This window comes from Allobosea eneae, from assembly GCF_042657265.1.
Lineage (GTDB): Bacteria > Pseudomonadota > Alphaproteobacteria > Rhizobiales > Beijerinckiaceae > Allobosea > Allobosea eneae.
In genome coordinates this window covers 62,396-80,255 of the sequence record NZ_JBHSLW010000076.1, presented here as the reverse complement: position 1 = coordinate 80,255, position 17,860 = coordinate 62,396, and the positions used below count along the sequence as shown (strand labels likewise).

The window sequence follows — 17,860 nt, the reverse complement described above, 5'->3', positions numbered from 1 at the left end:
GCAATCAGCCGGCCGGTTGCCTGCGAGCCTCGTCCAGAAGGATTTCTGCTTCCTGTCTTACCTGCTCCAGCGACAACAGCTCATCTTCCTGAGGGTCGAAACAGACGCCATTGCAGGCTGCGACCAGCGCCGCGGCGACGGCAAAAGCGAAGGCACCCTCGACAAAGCTTCCGCCCCAATAGAAGGCGATCACTTTCTCCAGCTTGTTCGCCTGCTCGCCAAATAGCTCCGATATCTCGTCGATCTCATCTCGTCCGACAATGTCGACTTCGATCCCAGCTTCGAAACCAGCCAGCTTGCCCGGTTGAAAGCCGTCGGCGCTGTCGAGCGAGAACGGACCATTGAATGAAAGCTCGAAGCCCAGCTGCTTGGCTTGAGCTGAGAGCTTCACACCATCGGCCGTCGCTCCAGCCGGCAATCCGACAAGCAATTCCATCGACATGACCACCCCTCCCATCGCCATACCCGACATGAACATATGTTCACTATTCGTTCTTTCGTCGATACCGTCAAGCACCGTCAGCTCGTTCCGATTGCGAGTTCAGGAGAGCGCCGCCTTGATCGCCGCCGTATCGAAGTAGAACGGCGTGCCCTCGATCAGGCGGCCATCCTCGAAGCGCAGCGCCTCGGCGAAAGGCTGCGTGAGCGTCCTGCCACTGCTACGCGCCGTGAGCCGCAAGGTGCAGGTCATGACGACCATATCGCCCAACCTGGCCGCCTGCAGGCCATCGACAGACAGATCGCTCCAGGTTTCGCGCATCGCCCTGAACAAGCGCCCGATCCCGTCTAGCCCACACCAGTCGCCGGCATAGGGCAGCGATGCCGGCTCATGCACGATGACATCGGGATGGAAGGCCGTGGCGAGCAGACCGAGATCGGCCTCGTCCTGCTGCAGGAAACGGAGCTCGATCGCGAACATGCGTTCGAGCAGCTCCATGGCAGAGAGTCCGCCAGCATCGGTATTCATGAGAAACCTCGCATCTGCGGCCGAAGCAGCCGCAGATGCGAGGAAACCGTAATCCCTCGGAGGTCACCACCCGCTTCCTGTGCCGGTGGCGATCCGGGTCAGCCGCGCGCTTCGAGCGCCTTGACGATGGCGTCGCCCATCTCGGTGGTCGAGACAGCGTTGGCGCCGGGGGCGGCGATGTCCTTGGTGCGGGTGCCGGCGCCGAGCACATCGGCGATCGCGCCCTCAAGCCGGTCGGCGGCTTCACCCGCACCGAAGGAATAGCGCAGCGCCATAGCGAAGGAGCCGATCATCGCGATCGGATTGGCGAGGCCTTTGCCGGCGATGTCGGGCGCCGAGCCGTGGACGGGCTCGTAGAGCGCCTTGCGCTTGCCGGTCGCCGGATCCTCGGCGCCGAGCGAGGCCGAGGGCAGCATGCCGAGCGAGCCGGTCAGCATCGCCGCGACGTCGGAGAGGATGTCGCCGAAGAGGTTGTCGCAGACGATGACATCGTACTGCTTCGGCCAGCGCACCAGCTGCATGGCGCAGTTGTCGGCCAGCACGTGCTCGAGCTCGACGTCCTTGTAGCTCTTGGCGTGCAGTGCGGTGACCGTCTGCTTCCAGAGCACGCCGGTCTTCATGACGTTGTGCTTCTCGGCCGAGGAGACCTTGTTGCGGCGGGTGCGCGCCAGCTCGAAGGCGACGGCGCAGATGCGCTCGATCTCGCCGGTCGTATAGAGCTGGGTGTCGACGCCCCGCTTGCTGCCGTCCTCCAGCGTGACAATCTCCTTCGGCTCGCCGAAATAGACGCCGCCGGTGAGCTCGCGCACGATCAGGATGTCGAGGCCCTCGACCACCTCGGGCTTCAGCGACGAGGCCGAGGCCAGCGCCGGATAGCAGATCGCCGGACGAAGATTGGCGAACAGGCCGAGATCCTTGCGCAGCCGCAACAGGCCGGCCTCGGGACGATGCTGGTAGGGCACATCGGCCCATTTCGGGCCGCCGACCGCGCCGAAGAGCACGGCATCGGCGTCCTGGGCGAGCTTCATGTCGCCTTCCGAGATCGCCTGCTTGTGGGCGTCGTAGGCGGCGCCGCCGACGAGGCCGCGCTCGAGCGAGAACGAGCCGAGGCCCTGCTTCTCGAACCACGAGACGATCTTCTCGACCTGCCCCATCACCTCGGGGCCGATGCCGTCGCCGGGGAGCAGCAGGAGCTTGTGGTTCGCCATCGATTGAGCCTCGCGCAACGGAAATGCGCTGGCTGCTTACGGGGCGCAGCGTTCGTGCGCAAGCACGGGACGGCTGCGCCTCAGACGCGCCCGCCCTTCAGCGCGCGCAGGACCTTCTCGCCGGGGCGGCCGGTCTGTGGCATGCCGATCCTGGCCTCGATGTCCTTGATCGCCGCCCGCGTCAGCGCACCGACCGCGCCGTCGGGCTCGCCGACATTGTAGCCGCGCTGGATCAGCAGGCGCTGCAGTTCGCGGCGCTGCTCGCGCGAGAGCGGCAGATCGTCGGTCGGCCAGTCCCCCTGCACGCCCGGCCGGCCGCGCAGGCGGTCGGACAGGAGCGAGATCGCGAGGGCATAGGAATCGGCGCCGTTATAGCTGTAGGCGGCGTCATAATTCTTGAAGACGAGGAAGGCCGGGCCATTACGGCCGGCCGGCATCAGCAAGCCGGCATTGCCGGAACCGGTCAGCGCCGAGCCGTCGAATTTGACGATGCCTCGCGCCGCCCAGGACGAGACCGGCTGCTTCGGGTTGCGCCCGGTCGGGCCGGAATAGCCACCGGGCACGCGGACCTCGTAGCCCCAGGTCGCCCCGGTGACCCAGCCGGCCTTGTCCATGAAGTTCGCGGTCGAATGAAGTGCATCGGGGATGGAATCGACCAGGTCGCGCCTTCCGTCGCCATCGCCATCGACCGCGAGCCGCAGATAGGTCGAGGGGATGAACTGGGTGTGGCCGAAGGCGCCGGCCCAGGAGCCGAACAGCCGCTCGGGACGGACGTCGCCGCGCTGGATGATCTGCAGGGTCGCGATCAATTCGCCTTTGAAGAAGGCATTGCGGCGCGGCGCCAAGCAGGCGCCGGTCGAGAGCGCCTGGACCAGCGGCATCTTGCCCCGTGCCTTGCCGAAATCGCTCTCCACGCCCCAGACCGCCGCGATCGTATGGCGGTCGACGCCGAAGCGCTGCTCGGCGGCGGCGAGCGTCGAGGCGTGCTGGCGCATCATCGAGCGGCCTTCCGCGACCTTCTCATCGTCGACCAGCGTGCCGAGATAGTCCCAGATCGGCGTCTTGAACTCCGGCTGGTTGTTCATCGCCTCGATCACCTTCATGTCGGGCGTGACGCCCGCCATGGCACGGTCGAAGGTGGCGCCGGAGACGCCCTTGGCGGCTGCGGCAGACCGCAGGCCGGCGACGCAGGAGTCGAAATCGGCGTGGGCCGCGGTCGCGGCGGTGAGGACGATTGGCAAGGCCAGGATCAATGTGCGCATAAGTCCACCGAATCGCAGGATTGACGCAAAACTAGGGCATGTTCCGCAAAAGTGGGCACCACTTTTGCGATCAGAACATGCCCAACATATTGAGTTGGCGCGAATTCTTCTCGTTCGACCGGTCCGGTCGAACGGAAAGCGCGCCGGCCGCTGCGGTTAACGGAGGTTAACCATGCGTTCCCGGGGCGCGCGCAGCTCGTCGAAACCGGCTATGTCTGCTCAAGCTCCACTCCCGCGCGAATCGCCGATAGGCCCGCATGTCCACCGCCGCCATCGAAGCGCTCGGCTTCTGCGCCGCCCTGCTCACCACCTTCTGCTGGCTGCCGCAGGCCTGGCAGACGATCAAGACGCGCGACACCAGCGGCATCTCATTGTGGACGCAGGCGCTCTTCGCCACCGGCATCGTGCTCTGGCTGATCTATGGCGTGCTGATCGCCTCCTGGCCGCTGATCGGCGCCAATACGGTGACGCTCGCGCTGGTGCTGATCATCCTGACGATGAAACTGCGCTACGGCTGAGCCGTTTCTCCCCCCGACGTCACGTTTCCGGAACCTGCCATGCCAGCTCTCAGCACCGCCCATCTCTTGCCGATCGGCATGCTGATCGCCTCGAACGTGTTCATGACCTTCGCCTGGTACGGCCATCTCTCCTACAAGAGCACGGCGATCTGGCTGGCGATCCTGGCGAGCTGGATGATCGCCTTGCCGGAATACATGCTCGCCGTGCCGGCCAATCGCATCGGCTCCGGGGTCTATTCGGCTGCCGAGCTGAAGACGATGCAGGAGGTGATCACGCTTTGCGTCTTTGCCGGCTTCTCCGTGTTCTGGCTGAAGGAGCAGCTGACCTGGAACCATGCGATCGGCTTCGCGCTGATCGCAGCCGGCGCCTTCTTCATCTTCCACGCCAAGGGCTGATGCGATGGCGCCGCTCCCACACTCCGGCCATCCTGCCGTCGAGGCCTATCTGACCGAGGGCTATGACCGCGTCGTCGGCATGTCCTCGCGCTTCGCGGCGGCTGTCTGCGCGCGGCTATTGCGGTTGCAGACGGAGGAAGGCGTCGCGGGCCCGATCGCCGAGATCGGCGCTTTCGAAGGCCGCTTCTTCATCGCGCTGGCCCATGCGCTCGAACCCGGCGAGATCGCTCTGGGCATCGACATCTTCGAATGGCCGAACCCGCAGGTGCAGGACCGGTTCGAGGCGAACTGCCAGAGGCACGGCATCGGCCCGGAGCGCCGCATCACCATCAAGGCCGATGCCGGCGCGATGTCGCCGGTCGAGCTGATCGGCCATGCCGGCGGGGAGAAGTTGCGCTTCATCCATATCGATGGCGAGCATTCACGCGCGGCGTTAAGCAAGGACCTCACGCTCGCCACCGCATGCCTCGCCGAGGGCGGGCTGATCGTGCTCGACGACATGCTCCACCCCGGCTACCCGACATTGATGGTCGCGGTGCAGGAGTATCTTTCGGCCAATTCCGGCATCGTTCCGCTGTGCATCATCGACCGGGAGACCATTGTCGGCGCGACCAAGTTCGTGCTTTGCCAGCGCGACTGGTTCGAGCGTTATCAAGCGGCCATGCTGACGGTCTTCAAGGAGCAGATCTGGCCGCTGGGAGCCGACTTCGAGCCACATTGGTGCCTCACTCTGTCGCTCGATACGCGGCTCGCCGAGATCACCTGATTCTGCTCGGATTCCCCTGAAGGATGCCTGCCTTGCTCAAGCCGATGACGCTCGCCCTGTGCCTTGCCGCCCTGTCAGGCGCTGCCCTTGCCGGGCCGACCTGCTCACCGAGCGACGAGCGCGCCCGAATCCTCGCCTCGGCCTCGACGGGCAATCTGCATCGCGACTGGAAGGGCGGAAGCCGGGTCGGCTATGGCTGGTCGCTGCAGGTCGACCGCAGCGTGCGCGACGCCGCCGGCACCGAGTACTATGTCGGCGACCTCTACGACACGAACGGGCACCTTGCGAACCGCAAGGTCTTCGTCGTCGAGCGCGAATGGGATTGCGGGCCGTGAGGCTCAGCGCGCAGGCCGAACCCGCAGCACCTTGCCGTTCGAGTCGTCACTGAGCAGGTAAAGATAGCCGTCCGGCCCCTGCCGGACATCTCGGATGCGTTCGCCGAGATTGCTCAGCAGGCGTTCCTCGCCGGTGACCTTCTCGCCATCGGTCGAGAGCCGCGACAGCAATTGGCCCGCGAGGGCGCCGACGAAGAGCGAGTTCTTCCAGGCCGGCCAGCGATCGCCGGTGTAGAAGGCGGCGCCGGAAGGCGCGATCGACGGGTCCCAGTAGAACAGCGGCTGTTCCATCCCGGGCTTGGACGTGCCGTCGCCGATCTTCACGCCGGAATAGTCGATGCCATAAGTGATGACCGGCCAGCCATAGTTGAGGCCGGCCTTGGGCGTGTTGATCTCGTCGCCGCCGCGCGCGCCGTGCTCGGCCGTCCAGAGCTGGCCGGTCTGCGGGTGAAGGGCGGCACCCTGGACATTCCGGTGGCCGATCGACCAGATCTCCGGCTGCCAGCCGGGCTTCTTCGGATTGCCCTCCGCCGCGCCACCTTCGGGCTTGATGCGCAGGACCTTGCCGATATGGTTCTCCGGGTTCTGCGCCTGGTCGCGCTGGCTGTAGCGGTCGCCGACGGTGACGAAGAGTGCGCCAGCCCGGTCGAAGACCAGCCGCGAGCCGAAATGCATGTTGCTGGCGATCGTCGGCATTTGCCGGAAGATCACGGTGAGGCCTTCAAGCGCAGTGCCGTTGGCGTTCAGCCGGGCACGCGCGACACTGGTGCCGTTGCCATTGGCGCGCGGCTCGGCGAAGGAGAGATAGAGATAGCGGTTCTGGGCGAAGTTCGGATCGAGCACGACGTCGAGCAGGCCGCCTTGGCCGCGCGCCACGACATTGGGTACGCCGGAGATCGGCGGCGAAAGCTTGCCATCGCTGCCGACGAGGCGCAGGCGGCCGGGGCGCTCGGTCACCAGCATGCGCCCGTCCGGCAGGAAGGCGAGACCCCAGGGGTTCTCCAGCCCGCTCGTCACCGTCTCGACCACAAGCTCGCCGGCACTCGACGGGTAGCGCTGCTGGGCTGCGGCGGGCGTCACCGCGAGAGCCAGAGCGAGGGCGACGAAGGCGGAACGCATGCCGAAACTCCTGAAATCGCTAGCCAATCTGCCGCCGCTTCATGACGACAGTACAGCCCATCCCGAACAGGACGGAACGAGCACTTCAGGGAGAATGCACGATTCAGCCGCCGGTTGCTTCGAGCTCACGCCGAAGTGAGGCGATCGGCGAGGTTTCGTCGAGCGCGACATCGGCGCTGGTGACGACCGCGCCGGCGGCAACGTCGCGCGTCAAGGCCACGCCATGCGCCAGACCGATCGGCAGCGCCGTCGCAGCGCGACTGGCGGCGGCCGGCATCAGCTTCCCGTAGACGGTGTAGCCGCCCTCCCCGTCGAGCATCTCGCCAGCCTTGAGGTCGCGCTTGGCGGTCGCGACCGCATCGCCGCGCCAGCTCCGGGTCGCGCCGGTCGCCTCGCCGCGCAGCGCCGCGTTCAGCACCGAGATCGAGAGTTCGAGCCCGATCAGGTGGAACGGCTTGTACATTGCGGCATAGAGGCCGGTGGAATCGGTCGGCAGACCGTATTGCTTGAAGCAGGCGGCGGCATAGGGGTTCGGCGCCTTCAGCACGACATAGACGCCCCAGCGCAGATCGCGGAAGACCGGCCGGCCGTCGCGCTCCAGCGAGGAGACGACCTCGACCATGCCGTCATGCTCGAGCTGGCCCCCGACCGCCTTCGGCCGCAGCACATGAGCGAGATCGTCGACGCCGCAGGGCGGAAAGGCGAGGCCCCCCTCTGGCACGTCAAGGCCGCAGGCATTGGCGATCGCCGCCATCTCGATTGCGGACTTGGTACCGTCGAGGAAGGAGTTGAACATTTGCGGGTTCATGCCGGCGGCCTTGGCCGCCTCCTGCGTCAAACCGTAATGGCCCCAGACCTCGTCCGGGGTGACGCGATGATAGGCCGGCAGGTATTTCGTGCCCTTGCCGGCGGCCGCGACAGTGAATCCGGTCGCGCGCGCCCAGTCGACCATCTCGGCGACGAGCGCCGGCTGGTCGCCATAGGCCATGGAATAGACCACGCCGGCCGCCCGGGCCCTTGCGGCAAGGACGGGGCCGACCAGCACATCGGCCTCGACATTGACCATGACGACATGGCGCTTGGCCGCGATCGCGGCGAGCGCATGGCGGGCGCCGGCAGCCGGGTGGCCGGTCGCCTCGATCACAACCTCGACGCCGTCCATTTCGGCCGCGGTGACGCCGCTATCGACGAAGCGCGTGGCGGCGAGGCAGGCCTCGTCCCAGCCGACGGTGCGGCAGGCGTTCTTCGCCCGCTCTGGGTCGAGATCGGCGATCACCGCAACCTCCAGGCCCTCGATATGCGGCACCTGGGCCAGGAACATCGAGCCGAACTTGCCGGCGCCGATCAAGGCGCAGCGAACGGGACGGCCGACCTCGGCGCGGGCGGCGAGCTTTGGCATCAGGTTCATCGCATCGCCCTTTTCTCGCTCGCCGTCACGGCGCAGGGATCGTGCCGCGCACGCTGGTGCCGCCGTCGGGCTCGCGACGCAGCACCACGATCTCGCCCGACCTGGGGAACACTCCGGTCAGCGCGGTGATGTTGACCTGATGGGTCACCATCACGACGGTGCCGGCATCAGGCGGCAGGCCGGAGAGCCGCCGGCGGAGCGCGGCGGTCGCAGCCTCGCGCTCCCCAGGGCGGCCGAAGAAGGAGTTCAATGCCTCGGGAGCGTCCTCGACGGTCCCCAGGCCCATCAGCTGCGCCGTGTCGCGCGCCCGGCACCACTGGCTCGTGAGCACGAGGACGACGCGGACGGCCCGCCGGTGGAACTCCTCTCCGATCCGGCGGGCCTGCGCCCGACCTCGCTCGTCGAGATTGCGCTGCGTCGCGCAGTCGCCGAGCCGGAACTGGGCGGGATCGCCGACCCCGGGCGCCTCGGCGTGACGCATCAGGGCGATGTGCCCGGGTTGGGCCAGCGCATCCCACAGGGCGTCCGCGCGCTCGCGCGCCGCCGCAGTTGCCACAAGCGACAGCGTGGCGAGCGCGACCAGCACGAGCCGGCGCGGCAGCGGCGCAGACGCACCCACCGGAAGGTTCACTCCGGCTTTACGCCAGCGTCCTTGATGATCTTCTCCCAAGTCGCGATTTCCTGCTGGTGATAGGGCCGGAAGGCGGCGGGGTCGCGGACCTTGAGGGTGAAGCCAAGCTTGAGGATCTGCTCGGCGATCGCCGGCTTGGCGAGCGAAGCCAATACGGCCTTCGACAGGGTATCGAGGATCGGCGCCGGCGTCGCGGCCGGAGCGAAGAAGGCGGCCCAGCTGTCAGCGTCGGCGTTCGTCACGCCCTGCTCGCGCAAGGTCGGGATGTCCTTGGCGCGCGGGTTGCGCTCGGGGCTCGCCAGCGCGATGACGCGCAGATTGCCGGCCGTGATCTGCTCCAGCACCGAAGGCAGCGTCGAATTGGCGATGTCGATGCGCCCACCGATGATCTCCTGCACCAGCGGCGCCGCGCCCCGGAACGGTACATGGGTCATCTTGATGCCGGTGCGCTGCATGAACAGCTCCATGGCCAGATGCGAGCCGGAGCCGACGCCGGTCGAGCCATAGTTGAGCTTGCCCGGATCGGCCTTGGCGAGCGCGATCAGCTCCTTGATGTTCTTCGCCGGCAGATCGTTGCGGACGACGAAGGCGTGCTCGAAGGCGCCGACGCCGGCGACCGGCGCGAAATCCTTGACGGCGTCATAGCCCGGCTCCTTCAGCAGGAACATGTTGTTCCCGTGCGTCTGGTTGTTGCCGAAGATGAAGGTGTGGCCATCGGCGGCGCCATGCGCGACGGCGCGGGTGCCGACCGCGCCCGAGGCGCCGGCGCGGTTGTCGACGACGACGTTCTGGCCGATCGAGGTCGAAAGGTCCTGCGCGACGAAGCGCGCGATCGCATCGGTTGGCCCGCCTGCCGGATAGGGCACGACCAGGGTGATCGGCTTCGACGGATAGCTCTGCGCCCGGACGATGGCCGGAGCGAAGACGGCGCCGGCGACGAGGCCGAGCGTGGAACGGCGGGTCAGCGACATGTATTTCCTCCCGGGGAGCCCGGTTCGAAGACGGGCTTTCGCGGCAGGATTAGGGGCAAAGAGATTTTTCGTCCAGCGACTGGCTACAGCAGCCGTCATTCTCGGGCGGAGCGCAGTATGGGACAGTCATTGCGAGCGTGAGCGAAGCAATCCAGGGCGGCAGCGCTCCACGTCCCCCTGGATTGCTTCGTCGCTGCGCTCCTCGCAATGACGATCAGGCTGAGAAACCAGCCCGCTTCAGCCGCTGCACGGCAACGTCCAGCGCCTGCAGGAAGGCCGAGCGATCCTTCTGCGAGAATGGCTTGGGCCCGCCGCCGACACTGCCCATGGCGCGCAGGTCCTCCATCATGTCGCGCGTCGCCAGCGCCATGCCGATCGAGGCCTCGGTGAAAGGCTTGCCGGTCGGGCCGATCACATCGGCGCCGGCCTTGATGCAGCGGTCCGCGAGTGGGATGTCGGCGGTGATCGCGATCGCGCCACGGCAGGCGCGCTCGGCGATCCAGTCATCGGCGGCGTCGAAATTGCCGGGCACGACGACGCGCTCGATCCAGGGCTCGCGCGGCACCTGCATGAAGCTGTTGGCGACGACGAAGACCTTGAGCCGGTGCCGCTCGGCGACGCGGTAGATCTCCGGCTTCACCGGGCAGGCGTCGGCGTCGACATAGATCACGATGGTGTTGGCGAGAGCGTCCATGGCGCCGGCATCGCAGCCGGACGGGCCCTGCGCAAGCCTTTATGCCGGCCTTATGCGCCAGAACGCCTTCCGCATGGCGGTCTTATCGGGGGCAGACCTACATCATCGGCATCGATGGAGGTCGATATATATGTCGATGAACACTTCCCTGTTCCGCACCAGCCAGCAGCGCCGCGCCCGCGCCGTCTATGACAGCGTCGCCAGCCGCCGCCCGGTCGTCGGAATCCTCTGCGCCGAGATGGTCGCGCTCGCCGTGTTCGCACTGGCCGCCGCCGCCTTCATCGGCCTGCGCGCCTGGTTCGCCTTGCCGAACTGAGGATGCCGTCGTGGGACAATTCAAGCCACTGCAGCCGCTCACCGGCGAGAGCCATCTCTTCCTTGTCGGCCAGTCGAGCCACGGCTTCTGGGTCGCCCGTGACCTCGAAGGCCGCAGCGAGGGCATCTTCCGCAACCAGAAAGAGGCGGTGCGCTTCGCCCTCGCCGAGGGCGGCCACCCCAATGCCGTGCTGATCTCGCCGAACGGTGTCGAGCCGAGCTATGGCATGGGCATCCATTGACGGGATGCCCAGTGCCAGCAAGGCGAGCCGCGAGCTCGACCGGGCGCTGCTCGCCATCTTCCTCGAAGCTGCCGGCGCGCTGATCGACCAGCTCGTCGAGGCCGGCATCAGCAATCCCGCCGATATCGCGCGCCGGCTCAACCGGCGCGGCTTTCCCTGTTTCGGCCGACCGCGCTGGAATGCCGTCGCGGTCGCGACGGTGCAGCGCCGCCGCGAGCGCTTGCGAGAGGCCGCCTGAGCAAGGCGGCCTTTCTGCCATTCCTGTCGTTTCTGGCCGATATCAAGCTCTGTCGCTTGCAGTGCCCGCCCCGGGAGCCTAAACCACGCCCCGCGCCCCCGACGGGCGCCATTGCCCTCCCGGAGATCTGGATCATGGCTTTCCTTGCCGACGCCCTGAAGCGCGTGAAGCCGTCTGCGACCATCACCATCACGCAGAAGGCGCGCGATCTGAAAGCGCAGGGCAAGGACGTGATCTCGCTCTCCGTCGGCGAGCCCGATTTCGACACGCCGGACAATATCAAGGAAGCGGCGATCGCAGCGATCCGCCGCGGCGAGACCAAGTACACGCCGGTCCCCGGTATCCCGCAGCTGCGCGAGGCGATCACCCGCAAGCTGAAGCGCGAGAACGGCCTCGACTACAAGGCCTCGCAGACCATCGTCGGCACCGGCGGCAAGCACGTCATCTACAACGCGCTGCTGGCCACGCTGAACCCGGGCGACGAGGTGATCTGCGTCGCGCCCTACTGGGTCAGCTATCCCGAGATGGTCGCCCTTTGCGGCGGCACCCCGACCTTCTGCGAGGCGCGCCTCGAAAACAACTTCAAGCTCCAGCCGGCCGACCTCGAGGCCGCGATCACGCCGAAGACCAAGTGGCTGATCCTGAACTCGCCGTCGAACCCGTCGGGCGCCGCCTACACCCATGACGAGATGAAGGCGCTGACCGAGGTGCTGATGCGCCATCCGCATGTCTGGATCCTTACCGACGACATGTACGAGCACCTGGTCTATGGCGACTTCAAATTCGTCACCCCGGCGCAGGTTGAGCCCGGCCTCTACGAGCGCACGCTGACCATGAACGGCGTCTCGAAGTCCTATGCCATGACCGGCTGGCGCATCGGCTACGCCGCCGGCCCGCAGCACCTGATCAACGCCATGGATCTGGTCCAGGGCCAGCAGACCTCCGGCACCTCGGCGATCTCGCAATGGGCCGCGGTCGAGGCGCTCGACGGCACGCAGGAGCACATCCCGGTGTTCAAGAAGGCGTTCGAGCGTCGGCGCGACCTCGTGGTCTCCATGCTCAACCAGACCCGCGGGCTGAAGTGCCCGACGCCGGAAGGCGCGTTCTACGTGTATCCGGACTGTTCGGAACTGATCGGCAAGACCCTGCCGAACGGCAAAAAGATCGAGACCGACGAGGACCTGGTGATGGGCCTGCTGGAGAACGAGGCGGTCGCCGCCGTGCACGGCTCCTCTTTCGGCCTCGGCCCGAACTTCCGCATCTCCTACGCCACCTCGGACGAGAAGCTGGAAGAGGCCTGCCGCCGCATCCAGCGCTTCTGCGCCGAGCTGCGCTGAGACTGGACAGAGGCCGGCGGCTTAGGCTGCCGGCTTCGTCCTGATCTGCGATGACACTGGAAGACCAGCGTGCCCTGATGCTGTCGGGGCGCATGTACGACGATCTCACGCCCGAGCTGATCGCGGCGCGCGCGCGTGCCGTCGGCCTGACCGACGCCTACAACCGCAGCTTTGGCCAGCCGCAGGCCGAGCGCGAGGCGCTGTTGCGCGCTTTCCTGCGCGATGTCGGCCCCGGCGCCCATTTCGAACCGAATGTCCGCTGCGAGTTCGGCTTCAACATCTCGATCGGCCACAGCTTCTACGCCAATTTCGACTGCGTCATGCTCGATGGCGGCGAGATCACCATCGGCGACCATGTCCTGCTCGGCCCGCGCGTCGGCATCTACACCTCCAATCACGCCATCGACCCGGCCGAGCGCGTCGCCGGCGGCTGCTATGCCAGGCCGGTGACGATCGGCGACCGGGTCTGGGTCGGCGGCGGCGTCCAGATCATGCAGGGCGTCAGCATCGGCGACGACGCCATCATCGGCGCCGGCAGCGTCGTGACCCGCGATGTTCCTGCCGGTGTGATCGCGGCAGGTGTGCCCTGCAAGGTGCTGCGCGCGATCACCGAGGCGGACAGGACCGGGTTTCGCTCGACGCGCCCACAAATTCTGTCCGGCTGCCCACAGCCCTCATCCTGAGTGTCTGACTCGAAATTCCCCGAGCCCTCATCCTGAGGAGCCATTCCCATGGGAATGGCGTCTCGAAGGATGCTCCAGGAGGCTCCCGAACCCGCTGGAGCATCCTTCGAGACGCGGACTGACGTCCGCTCCTCAGGATGAGGGCTGAGGATCGTCAAACGCCTATGGAGCGCCGCCGATCATTTCCAAGCTTCGTGAATTGCGGCAGCCCACGCCTTGGGGGTATCGCTCCGGCATGAACCGTCGTGCGCTCCTGCTGCTCGCCGCCCTGTGCCCGCTCTCGGGCCGCGCCGAGGCGCAGACACCCCTGCCCTCGCTCTCCGTCCGCGAGGCGCATGAGGCGGCCAAGGCCGGCAAGCTCGTCCTCGTCGACATCCGCACGCCCGAGGAATGGGCCGATACCGGCGTGCCGGACGGCGCGATCAAGCTCGACATGACCGGCAGCGGCTTCGAAGTCAGGCTGGCGGCGCTGAAGCTCGACCATCCCGGCAAGCCGATCGCGCTGATCTGCCGGACCGGCAACCGGACCTCGACCTTGCAGAAGACGCTCGCGGCGCGCGGCTGGAAGGAGCTGGTCGACGTCCGCGGCGGCCTGCTCGGCAATCCCAAGGACAAGGGTTGGCTGGCGGAAGGCTTGCCGGTGACGAGCTATCCGTGACGCGCTTCCTTCTCCCCTCGGGGGAGAAGGTCCGGCAGGGGATGAGGGCGGTTCGACCAGGTGAGACAAGGACAGGTCGAGCCTGTCCTTCCCTCATCCGTCAGCGCTTCGCGCTGCCACCTTCTCCCCCGAGGGGAGAACGGTTCAAGAGATCCGGCCTTCTCTCCCTCGTGATCCTCTCCGCCTGCTCGCGCCGCCACCTTGCGATGCGGGCGTGGTCGCCGGAGAGCAGCGCCTCGGGCAGGCCCCTGCCCTCCCATTCGCGCGGACGGGTGTAGTGCGGATATTCGAGCAGGCCATTCTCGAAGCTCTCCTCTGTGCCGGAGGCTTCCTTGCCCATCACGCCGGGGATCAGGCGCACGCAGGCGTCGAGCAGCACCATGGCGGCCATCTCGCCACCGGAGAGGATGTAGTCGCCGATCGAGACCTCGGTCAGCCCCCGCCCCTCGATCACGCGCTCGTCGACGCCCTCGAAGCGGCCGCAGACGATGACGACGCCCTCGCCGGCAACATAGTCCCTGACCATGCGCTGGCTGAGCGGCCGGCCGCGCGGGGACATCAACAGGCGCGGCCGAGTATCGCCGGCCGGGACCGCCGCATCGATTGCCGCCGCCAGCACATCGCAGCGCAGCACCATGCCGGCGCCGCCGCCGGCAGGCGTGTCATCGACATTGCGATGGCGGCCGATGCCGTGCTCGCGGATCTGGTGCGTCTCCAGCGACCAGAGCCCGGTGCGCAGGCCCTCACCCGCCAGCGAGGCGCCGAGCGGGCCGGGGAACATCTCGGGATAGAGGGTCAGGACCGAGGCGCGGAATGCCATCGCTCAAGCAAAGCGCAGCGCCGGATTGCCGTCCAGCGCCGCATAGTCGTCGACACTGGCGATGACGTTGTCGAAGGCGGCGAAGGCCGCGGCCGGCAGCATGGTCAGCACCGCGACCGCACGCATGCCGGCGCGGCGGGCTGCCTCGACGCCGTTCGGCGCATCCTCGAAGACGATGCAATCGGCCGGGGCGACACCCATGCGCTCGGCCGCCGCCAGGAACATGTCGGGATGCGGCTTGCCGGGATAGCCCTGGCTCGGCGAGACGATGGTAGCGAAGCGCTGGCGCAAGGAGAGCGTGTCGAGGATCAGCGCGATGTTCGGGGGCGCGGCAGCGGTGCCGACCGCCATCGGGACGGAATGATCGCGCGCCCGGTCGAGCAGGTCGATCAATCCGCCGAGCGGCGTGACCAGCGGACCGTAGGTCTCGCGGTAGAGTTCTTCCTTCTCCTCGGCGAGCCGGTGGAGCTCGGCGGCATCGGCGCCGGGAAAATGCGGGCCGATGATGTCGGAGACCGCCATGCCGGCGGTGCGCTGCGAGAAGGTCGCGCGCTCGAAGGGCAGGCCGTATTTGCGGTACCAGCCCTCCCAGGCGTCGTCATGGTAGCGCATATTGTCGACGATGGTGCCGTCCATGTCGAAGATCAGGCCCTTGGCCGGAGTCTCAGGCAGCATCGTCATCCTCGAACAGACCGGCGGGAGGCAGGGCCTCGATGCGCTTGGCCGCAATGTCGATGCGCGGCGCATAGGCCTTGGTGAAAGGCATCAGCACCGAGCGGCCATCTTGCGTCTCGATGTCGATGAGGTCGCCGGCGCCGTAATTGGCGACGGCGGTGACGGTGCCGAGGACGGCGCCGTCAGGGCCGATGACGCTGCAGCCGACGAGATCGGCCTGCAGGAACTCGTCCTCGTCCTCGGGCGCCGGCAGGCGCGAGCGCTCGATATGGAGCCTGACGCCGTTCAGCAGCTCGGCCGCCTCGCGGCTGGTCACGCCCTTGAGCCGGGCGACGACCACTTCCTTGGCGGGACGGATGTCGGCGATCTCGAAGCGCCGGCCCTTCTCGTCGACGAGCGGACCATACTCTGCGAGCGCCAGCTGATCGGCCGTGAAGGCCTTGATCCGGACCTCGCCGCGCACGCCATGCGGCGCGCCGACGATGCCGAGCAGGACGAGATCGTCGCTCATGTCAGCGCGTCATGCTCGGGCTTGACCCGAGCATCTCCTGCCGGAAATTCCCGGGTCTCCGCTGCGCTTCGCCCGGGAATGACGCCCTGAACATCGAAGGCTCACTCAGCCGCGGCTTCGGCCGGGGCGGCGGCCTTCTCGGCCTTCTTCTCGGCGCGCTCCTTGGCCTTGTCGCCGGGAACGGCCTTGTTCGGGTTGTTGCGGGCCGGGCGCTTGGCGACGCCGGCGGCGTCGAGGAAGCGCAGGACGCGGTCGGTCGGCTGGGCGCCCTTGGCGAGCCAGGCCTTGGCCTTCTCGAGGTCGAGCACGACGCGCTCCGGCGAGTCCTTGGCCTTCATCGGGTCATAGGCGCCGATCTTCTCGATGAAACGGCCATCGCGCGGCGAGCGGGCGTCGGCGACGACGATGCGGTAGTACGGGCGCTTCTTGGCGCCGCCACGGGTCAGGCGGATCTTCAGGGACATTGCTCTTCTTCCTTTGGTTCGAGCGGTAGAATTACTTCTTCTTGAACGGGTTGTTGCCGAGGCCGGGCAGACCGCTGCCGAGGCCGGGCAATTTCGGCATCATGCCGGCGGGCGGGGTGACGCCCTTGGGCAGACCGGGGAAGCCACCCGGGGGCAGCGAAGGCAGGCCGCCGCCGGCGCCGAGCTGCTTCTGCAGTTCGGCGAGCTGGGCGGGATCCATCTTGGAGGGGTCGGGCATGCCGGCGGGCATGCTGCCCATGCCGCCGCCGAGGCCGAACATGCTGCCGAGCTTGCCGAGCATGCCGCCCTTCTGGCGGGCCATCTGCTTCATCATGTCCGCCATCTGGCGATGCATCTTGAGCAGCTTGTTGATCGCCTCGGGCGAGGTGCCGGAGCCTGCGGCGATGCGCTTCTTGCGGCTGTTCTTGAGCAAATCGGGGTTCTTGCGCTCGGCCGCCGTCATCGAATTGATGATCGCGATCTGCCGGGCGATGACCTTGTCGTCCATCTTGGCGTTAGCGATCTGGCTCTTCATCTGCGCCATGCCGGGCAGCATGCCCATCAGCCCGCCGAGGCCGCCCATCTTCTCCATCTGCTGGAGCTGGGTGCGCAGGTCGCCGAGATCGAAATTGCCCTTGGCCAGACGCTGGGCCAGCGCCTGCGCCTTGTCGGCGTCGACGGTGGCGGCCGCCTTCTCGACCAGGCCGACGATGTCGCCCATGCCGAGGATGCGGTTGGCGACGCGCGAAGGATGGAAATCCTCGAGCGCGTCGGTCTTCTCGCCGGTGCCGACGAGCTTGATCGGCTTGCCGGTGACGGCGCGCATCGAGAGCGCAGCGCCGCCGCGTCCGTCGCCGTCCATGCGGGTCAGCACGATGCCGGTCAGGCCGACGCGGCCGTCGAAGGCGCGGGCGGTGTTGACCGCGTCCTGGCCGGTCAGCGCGTCGGCGACGAGCAGGACTTCATGCGGATTGGTCGCCGCCTTGACCTCGGCGACCTCGGCCATCAGCGCTTCGTCGAGCGTGACGCGGCCGGCGGTGTCGAGCATGACGACGTCGTAGCCGCCGAGCTTGCCGGCCTCGACGGCGCGCCTGGCGATCTGCACCGCCGACTGGCCGGCGACGATCGGCAGTGTCTCGACGCCGACCTGCTTGCCGAGGATGGCGAGCTGCTCCATCGCGGCCGGACGGCGCGTGTCGAGCGAGGCCATCAGGACCTTCTTCTTGTCCCGGTCCGTCAGGCGCCTGGCGATCTTGGCCGTGGAGGTGGTTTTACCCGAGCCTTGCAGACCGACCATCAGGATCGGCACCGGCGGCACGGCGTCGAAGGTGATGCCCTCGCCCTCGCCGCCCAGCGTGTCGATCAGCACGTCGTTGACGATCTTGATGACCTGCTGGCCGGGCGTGACCGACTTCAGCACCTCGGCGCCGACGGCGCGCTCACGGACCTTGTCGGTGAAGCTGCGCACGACCTCGAGCGCGACGTCGGCCTCGAGCAGCGCCCGGCGAACCTCGCGCAGCGCGGCGTTGACGTCGTCCTCGGTCAGCGCGCCCCTGCGGGTCAGGCCCGAGAGGATGCCGGAAAGTCTGTCGCTCAGCGTGCCGAACATGCGGTCCTGCTTTGCCTGGCCTCAACAAAGTGA

The 17,860-nt window shown here is 67.3% G+C and carries 24 protein-coding genes; 10 read left to right on the top strand and 14 right to left on the bottom strand.

Translation table 11 applies throughout. The annotated features are described in order from the left end of the window. Positions 1-4: 4 nt before the first annotated feature. From ACFPOB_RS28080 to ACFPOB_RS28065, 4 genes are all read right to left on the bottom strand, one after another. Positions 5-517, bottom strand: coding sequence for a hypothetical protein (locus tag ACFPOB_RS28080; protein WP_377801554.1), 513 nt, complete (start codon positions 515-517; stop codon positions 5-7). Between the two features lie 24 nt (positions 518-541). After that, complete coding sequence (locus tag ACFPOB_RS28075; protein ID WP_377801553.1) at positions 542-967, bottom strand: nuclear transport factor 2 family protein; 426 nt, start codon at positions 965-967, stop codon at positions 542-544. A 98-nt stretch (positions 968-1,065) separates the two neighbouring features. Next, on the bottom strand, positions 1,066-2,175 hold the full coding sequence (gene leuB / locus ACFPOB_RS28070) for a 3-isopropylmalate dehydrogenase (RefSeq protein WP_377801552.1): 1,110 nt from the start codon (positions 2,173-2,175) through the stop codon (positions 1,066-1,068). 80 nt (positions 2,176-2,255) lie between these two features. Further along, a complete protein-coding gene (locus ACFPOB_RS28065) occupies positions 2,256-3,437 on the bottom strand; it encodes a lytic murein transglycosylase (RefSeq protein WP_377801551.1) in 1,182 nt (393 codons plus the stop codon). Positions 3,438-3,694: 257 nt separating this feature from the next. Here ACFPOB_RS28065 and ACFPOB_RS28060 point away from each other — a divergent pair, with 257 nt between their 5' ends. Genes ACFPOB_RS28060 through ACFPOB_RS28045 form a run of 4 tightly spaced genes read left to right on the top strand, consistent with a single transcriptional unit; the run spans position 3,695 to position 5,452 of the window. Further along, complete coding sequence (locus tag ACFPOB_RS28060; RefSeq protein ID WP_091831449.1) at positions 3,695-3,955, top strand: SemiSWEET family sugar transporter; 261 nt, start codon at positions 3,695-3,697, stop codon at positions 3,953-3,955. Between the two features lie 39 nt (positions 3,956-3,994). After that, positions 3,995-4,351: a DMT family protein gene (locus ACFPOB_RS28055; RefSeq protein WP_092159292.1), complete on the top strand. Its 357-nt coding sequence runs from the start codon at positions 3,995-3,997 to the stop codon at positions 4,349-4,351. 4 nt (positions 4,352-4,355) lie between these two features. Next, the gene (locus tag ACFPOB_RS28050; protein WP_377801550.1) at positions 4,356-5,117 is read left to right on the top strand and encodes a class I SAM-dependent methyltransferase; all 762 of its coding nucleotides are present in this window, start codon (positions 4,356-4,358) and stop codon (positions 5,115-5,117) included. A 32-nt stretch (positions 5,118-5,149) separates the two neighbouring features. Continuing rightward, positions 5,150-5,452, top strand: coding sequence for a hypothetical protein (locus tag ACFPOB_RS28045; protein WP_139219089.1), 303 nt, complete (start codon positions 5,150-5,152; stop codon positions 5,450-5,452). A 3-nt stretch (positions 5,453-5,455) separates the two neighbouring features. On the opposite strand, the gene ACFPOB_RS28040 is transcribed toward ACFPOB_RS28045, so the two are convergent. The 5 genes from ACFPOB_RS28040 to ACFPOB_RS28020 form a co-directional block, all read right to left on the bottom strand. Further along, on the bottom strand, positions 5,456-6,571 hold the full coding sequence (locus ACFPOB_RS28040; protein WP_377801549.1) for a PQQ-dependent sugar dehydrogenase: 1,116 nt from the start codon (positions 6,569-6,571) through the stop codon (positions 5,456-5,458). Positions 6,572-6,674: 103 nt separating this feature from the next. Next, the gene (locus ACFPOB_RS28035) at positions 6,675-7,979 is read right to left on the bottom strand and encodes an NAD(P)H-dependent oxidoreductase (protein ID WP_377801548.1); all 1,305 of its coding nucleotides are present in this window, start codon (positions 7,977-7,979) and stop codon (positions 6,675-6,677) included. Between the two features lie 25 nt (positions 7,980-8,004). Further along, a complete protein-coding gene (locus ACFPOB_RS28030; protein ID WP_377801547.1) occupies positions 8,005-8,598 on the bottom strand; it encodes a histidine phosphatase family protein in 594 nt (197 codons plus the stop codon). Between the two features lie 8 nt (positions 8,599-8,606). Continuing rightward, positions 8,607-9,581 (bottom strand): Bug family tripartite tricarboxylate transporter substrate binding protein, encoded by a 975-nt coding sequence (locus tag ACFPOB_RS28025; protein WP_377801546.1) that lies wholly within the window; start codon positions 9,579-9,581, stop codon positions 8,607-8,609. A 214-nt stretch (positions 9,582-9,795) separates the two neighbouring features. Continuing rightward, positions 9,796-10,275 (bottom strand): YaiI/YqxD family protein, encoded by a 480-nt coding sequence (locus ACFPOB_RS28020; RefSeq protein ID WP_377801545.1) that lies wholly within the window; start codon positions 10,273-10,275, stop codon positions 9,796-9,798. A gap of 130 nt (positions 10,276-10,405) precedes the next feature. Here ACFPOB_RS28020 and ACFPOB_RS28015 point away from each other — a divergent pair, with 130 nt between their 5' ends. The 6 genes from ACFPOB_RS28015 (at position 10,406) to ACFPOB_RS27990 (ending at position 13,748) form a co-directional block, all read left to right on the top strand. Beyond that, a complete protein-coding gene (locus ACFPOB_RS28015) occupies positions 10,406-10,591 on the top strand; it encodes a hypothetical protein (protein WP_377801544.1) in 186 nt (61 codons plus the stop codon). A 10-nt stretch (positions 10,592-10,601) separates the two neighbouring features. After that, the gene (locus tag ACFPOB_RS28010) at positions 10,602-10,832 is read left to right on the top strand and encodes a hypothetical protein (protein WP_377801543.1); all 231 of its coding nucleotides are present in this window, start codon (positions 10,602-10,604) and stop codon (positions 10,830-10,832) included. Positions 10,833-10,836: 4 nt separating this feature from the next. After that, the gene (locus ACFPOB_RS28005; protein ID WP_377801542.1) at positions 10,837-11,070 is read left to right on the top strand and encodes a hypothetical protein; all 234 of its coding nucleotides are present in this window, start codon (positions 10,837-10,839) and stop codon (positions 11,068-11,070) included. 134 nt (positions 11,071-11,204) lie between these two features. Beyond that, positions 11,205-12,407 (top strand): pyridoxal phosphate-dependent aminotransferase, encoded by a 1,203-nt coding sequence (locus ACFPOB_RS28000; protein WP_377801541.1) that lies wholly within the window; start codon positions 11,205-11,207, stop codon positions 12,405-12,407. A 50-nt stretch (positions 12,408-12,457) separates the two neighbouring features. Beyond that, positions 12,458-13,090, top strand: coding sequence for a sugar O-acetyltransferase (locus tag ACFPOB_RS27995; RefSeq protein ID WP_377801540.1), 633 nt, complete (start codon positions 12,458-12,460; stop codon positions 13,088-13,090). 235 nt (positions 13,091-13,325) lie between these two features. Then, positions 13,326-13,748 (top strand): rhodanese-like domain-containing protein, encoded by a 423-nt coding sequence (locus ACFPOB_RS27990; protein WP_377801539.1) that lies wholly within the window; start codon positions 13,326-13,328, stop codon positions 13,746-13,748. A gap of 100 nt (positions 13,749-13,848) precedes the next feature. Here the strand turns inward: ACFPOB_RS27990 and trmD are convergent, their stop codons facing one another. The 5 genes from trmD to ffh form a co-directional block, all read right to left on the bottom strand. Next, on the bottom strand, positions 13,849-14,568 hold the full coding sequence (gene trmD / locus ACFPOB_RS27985; RefSeq protein WP_377801538.1) for a tRNA (guanosine(37)-N1)-methyltransferase TrmD: 720 nt from the start codon (positions 14,566-14,568) through the stop codon (positions 13,849-13,851). A gap of 3 nt (positions 14,569-14,571) precedes the next feature. Then, positions 14,572-15,243, bottom strand: coding sequence for an HAD family hydrolase (locus tag ACFPOB_RS27980; RefSeq protein ID WP_377801537.1), 672 nt, complete (start codon positions 15,241-15,243; stop codon positions 14,572-14,574). Next, positions 15,233-15,754, bottom strand: a complete 522-nt coding sequence (rimM, locus tag ACFPOB_RS27975; RefSeq protein WP_377801536.1) for a ribosome maturation factor RimM — start codon at positions 15,752-15,754, stop codon at positions 15,233-15,235. Before rimM ends, ACFPOB_RS27980 begins: the two co-directional genes overlap by 11 nt. 101 nt (positions 15,755-15,855) lie before the next feature. Then, on the bottom strand, positions 15,856-16,218 hold the full coding sequence (gene rpsP / locus ACFPOB_RS27970) for a 30S ribosomal protein S16 (protein WP_377801535.1): 363 nt from the start codon (positions 16,216-16,218) through the stop codon (positions 15,856-15,858). Positions 16,219-16,249: 31 nt separating this feature from the next. Continuing rightward, a complete protein-coding gene (ffh, locus tag ACFPOB_RS27965; protein WP_377801534.1) occupies positions 16,250-17,827 on the bottom strand; it encodes a signal recognition particle protein in 1,578 nt (525 codons plus the stop codon). Positions 17,828-17,860: the final 33 nt, after the last annotated feature.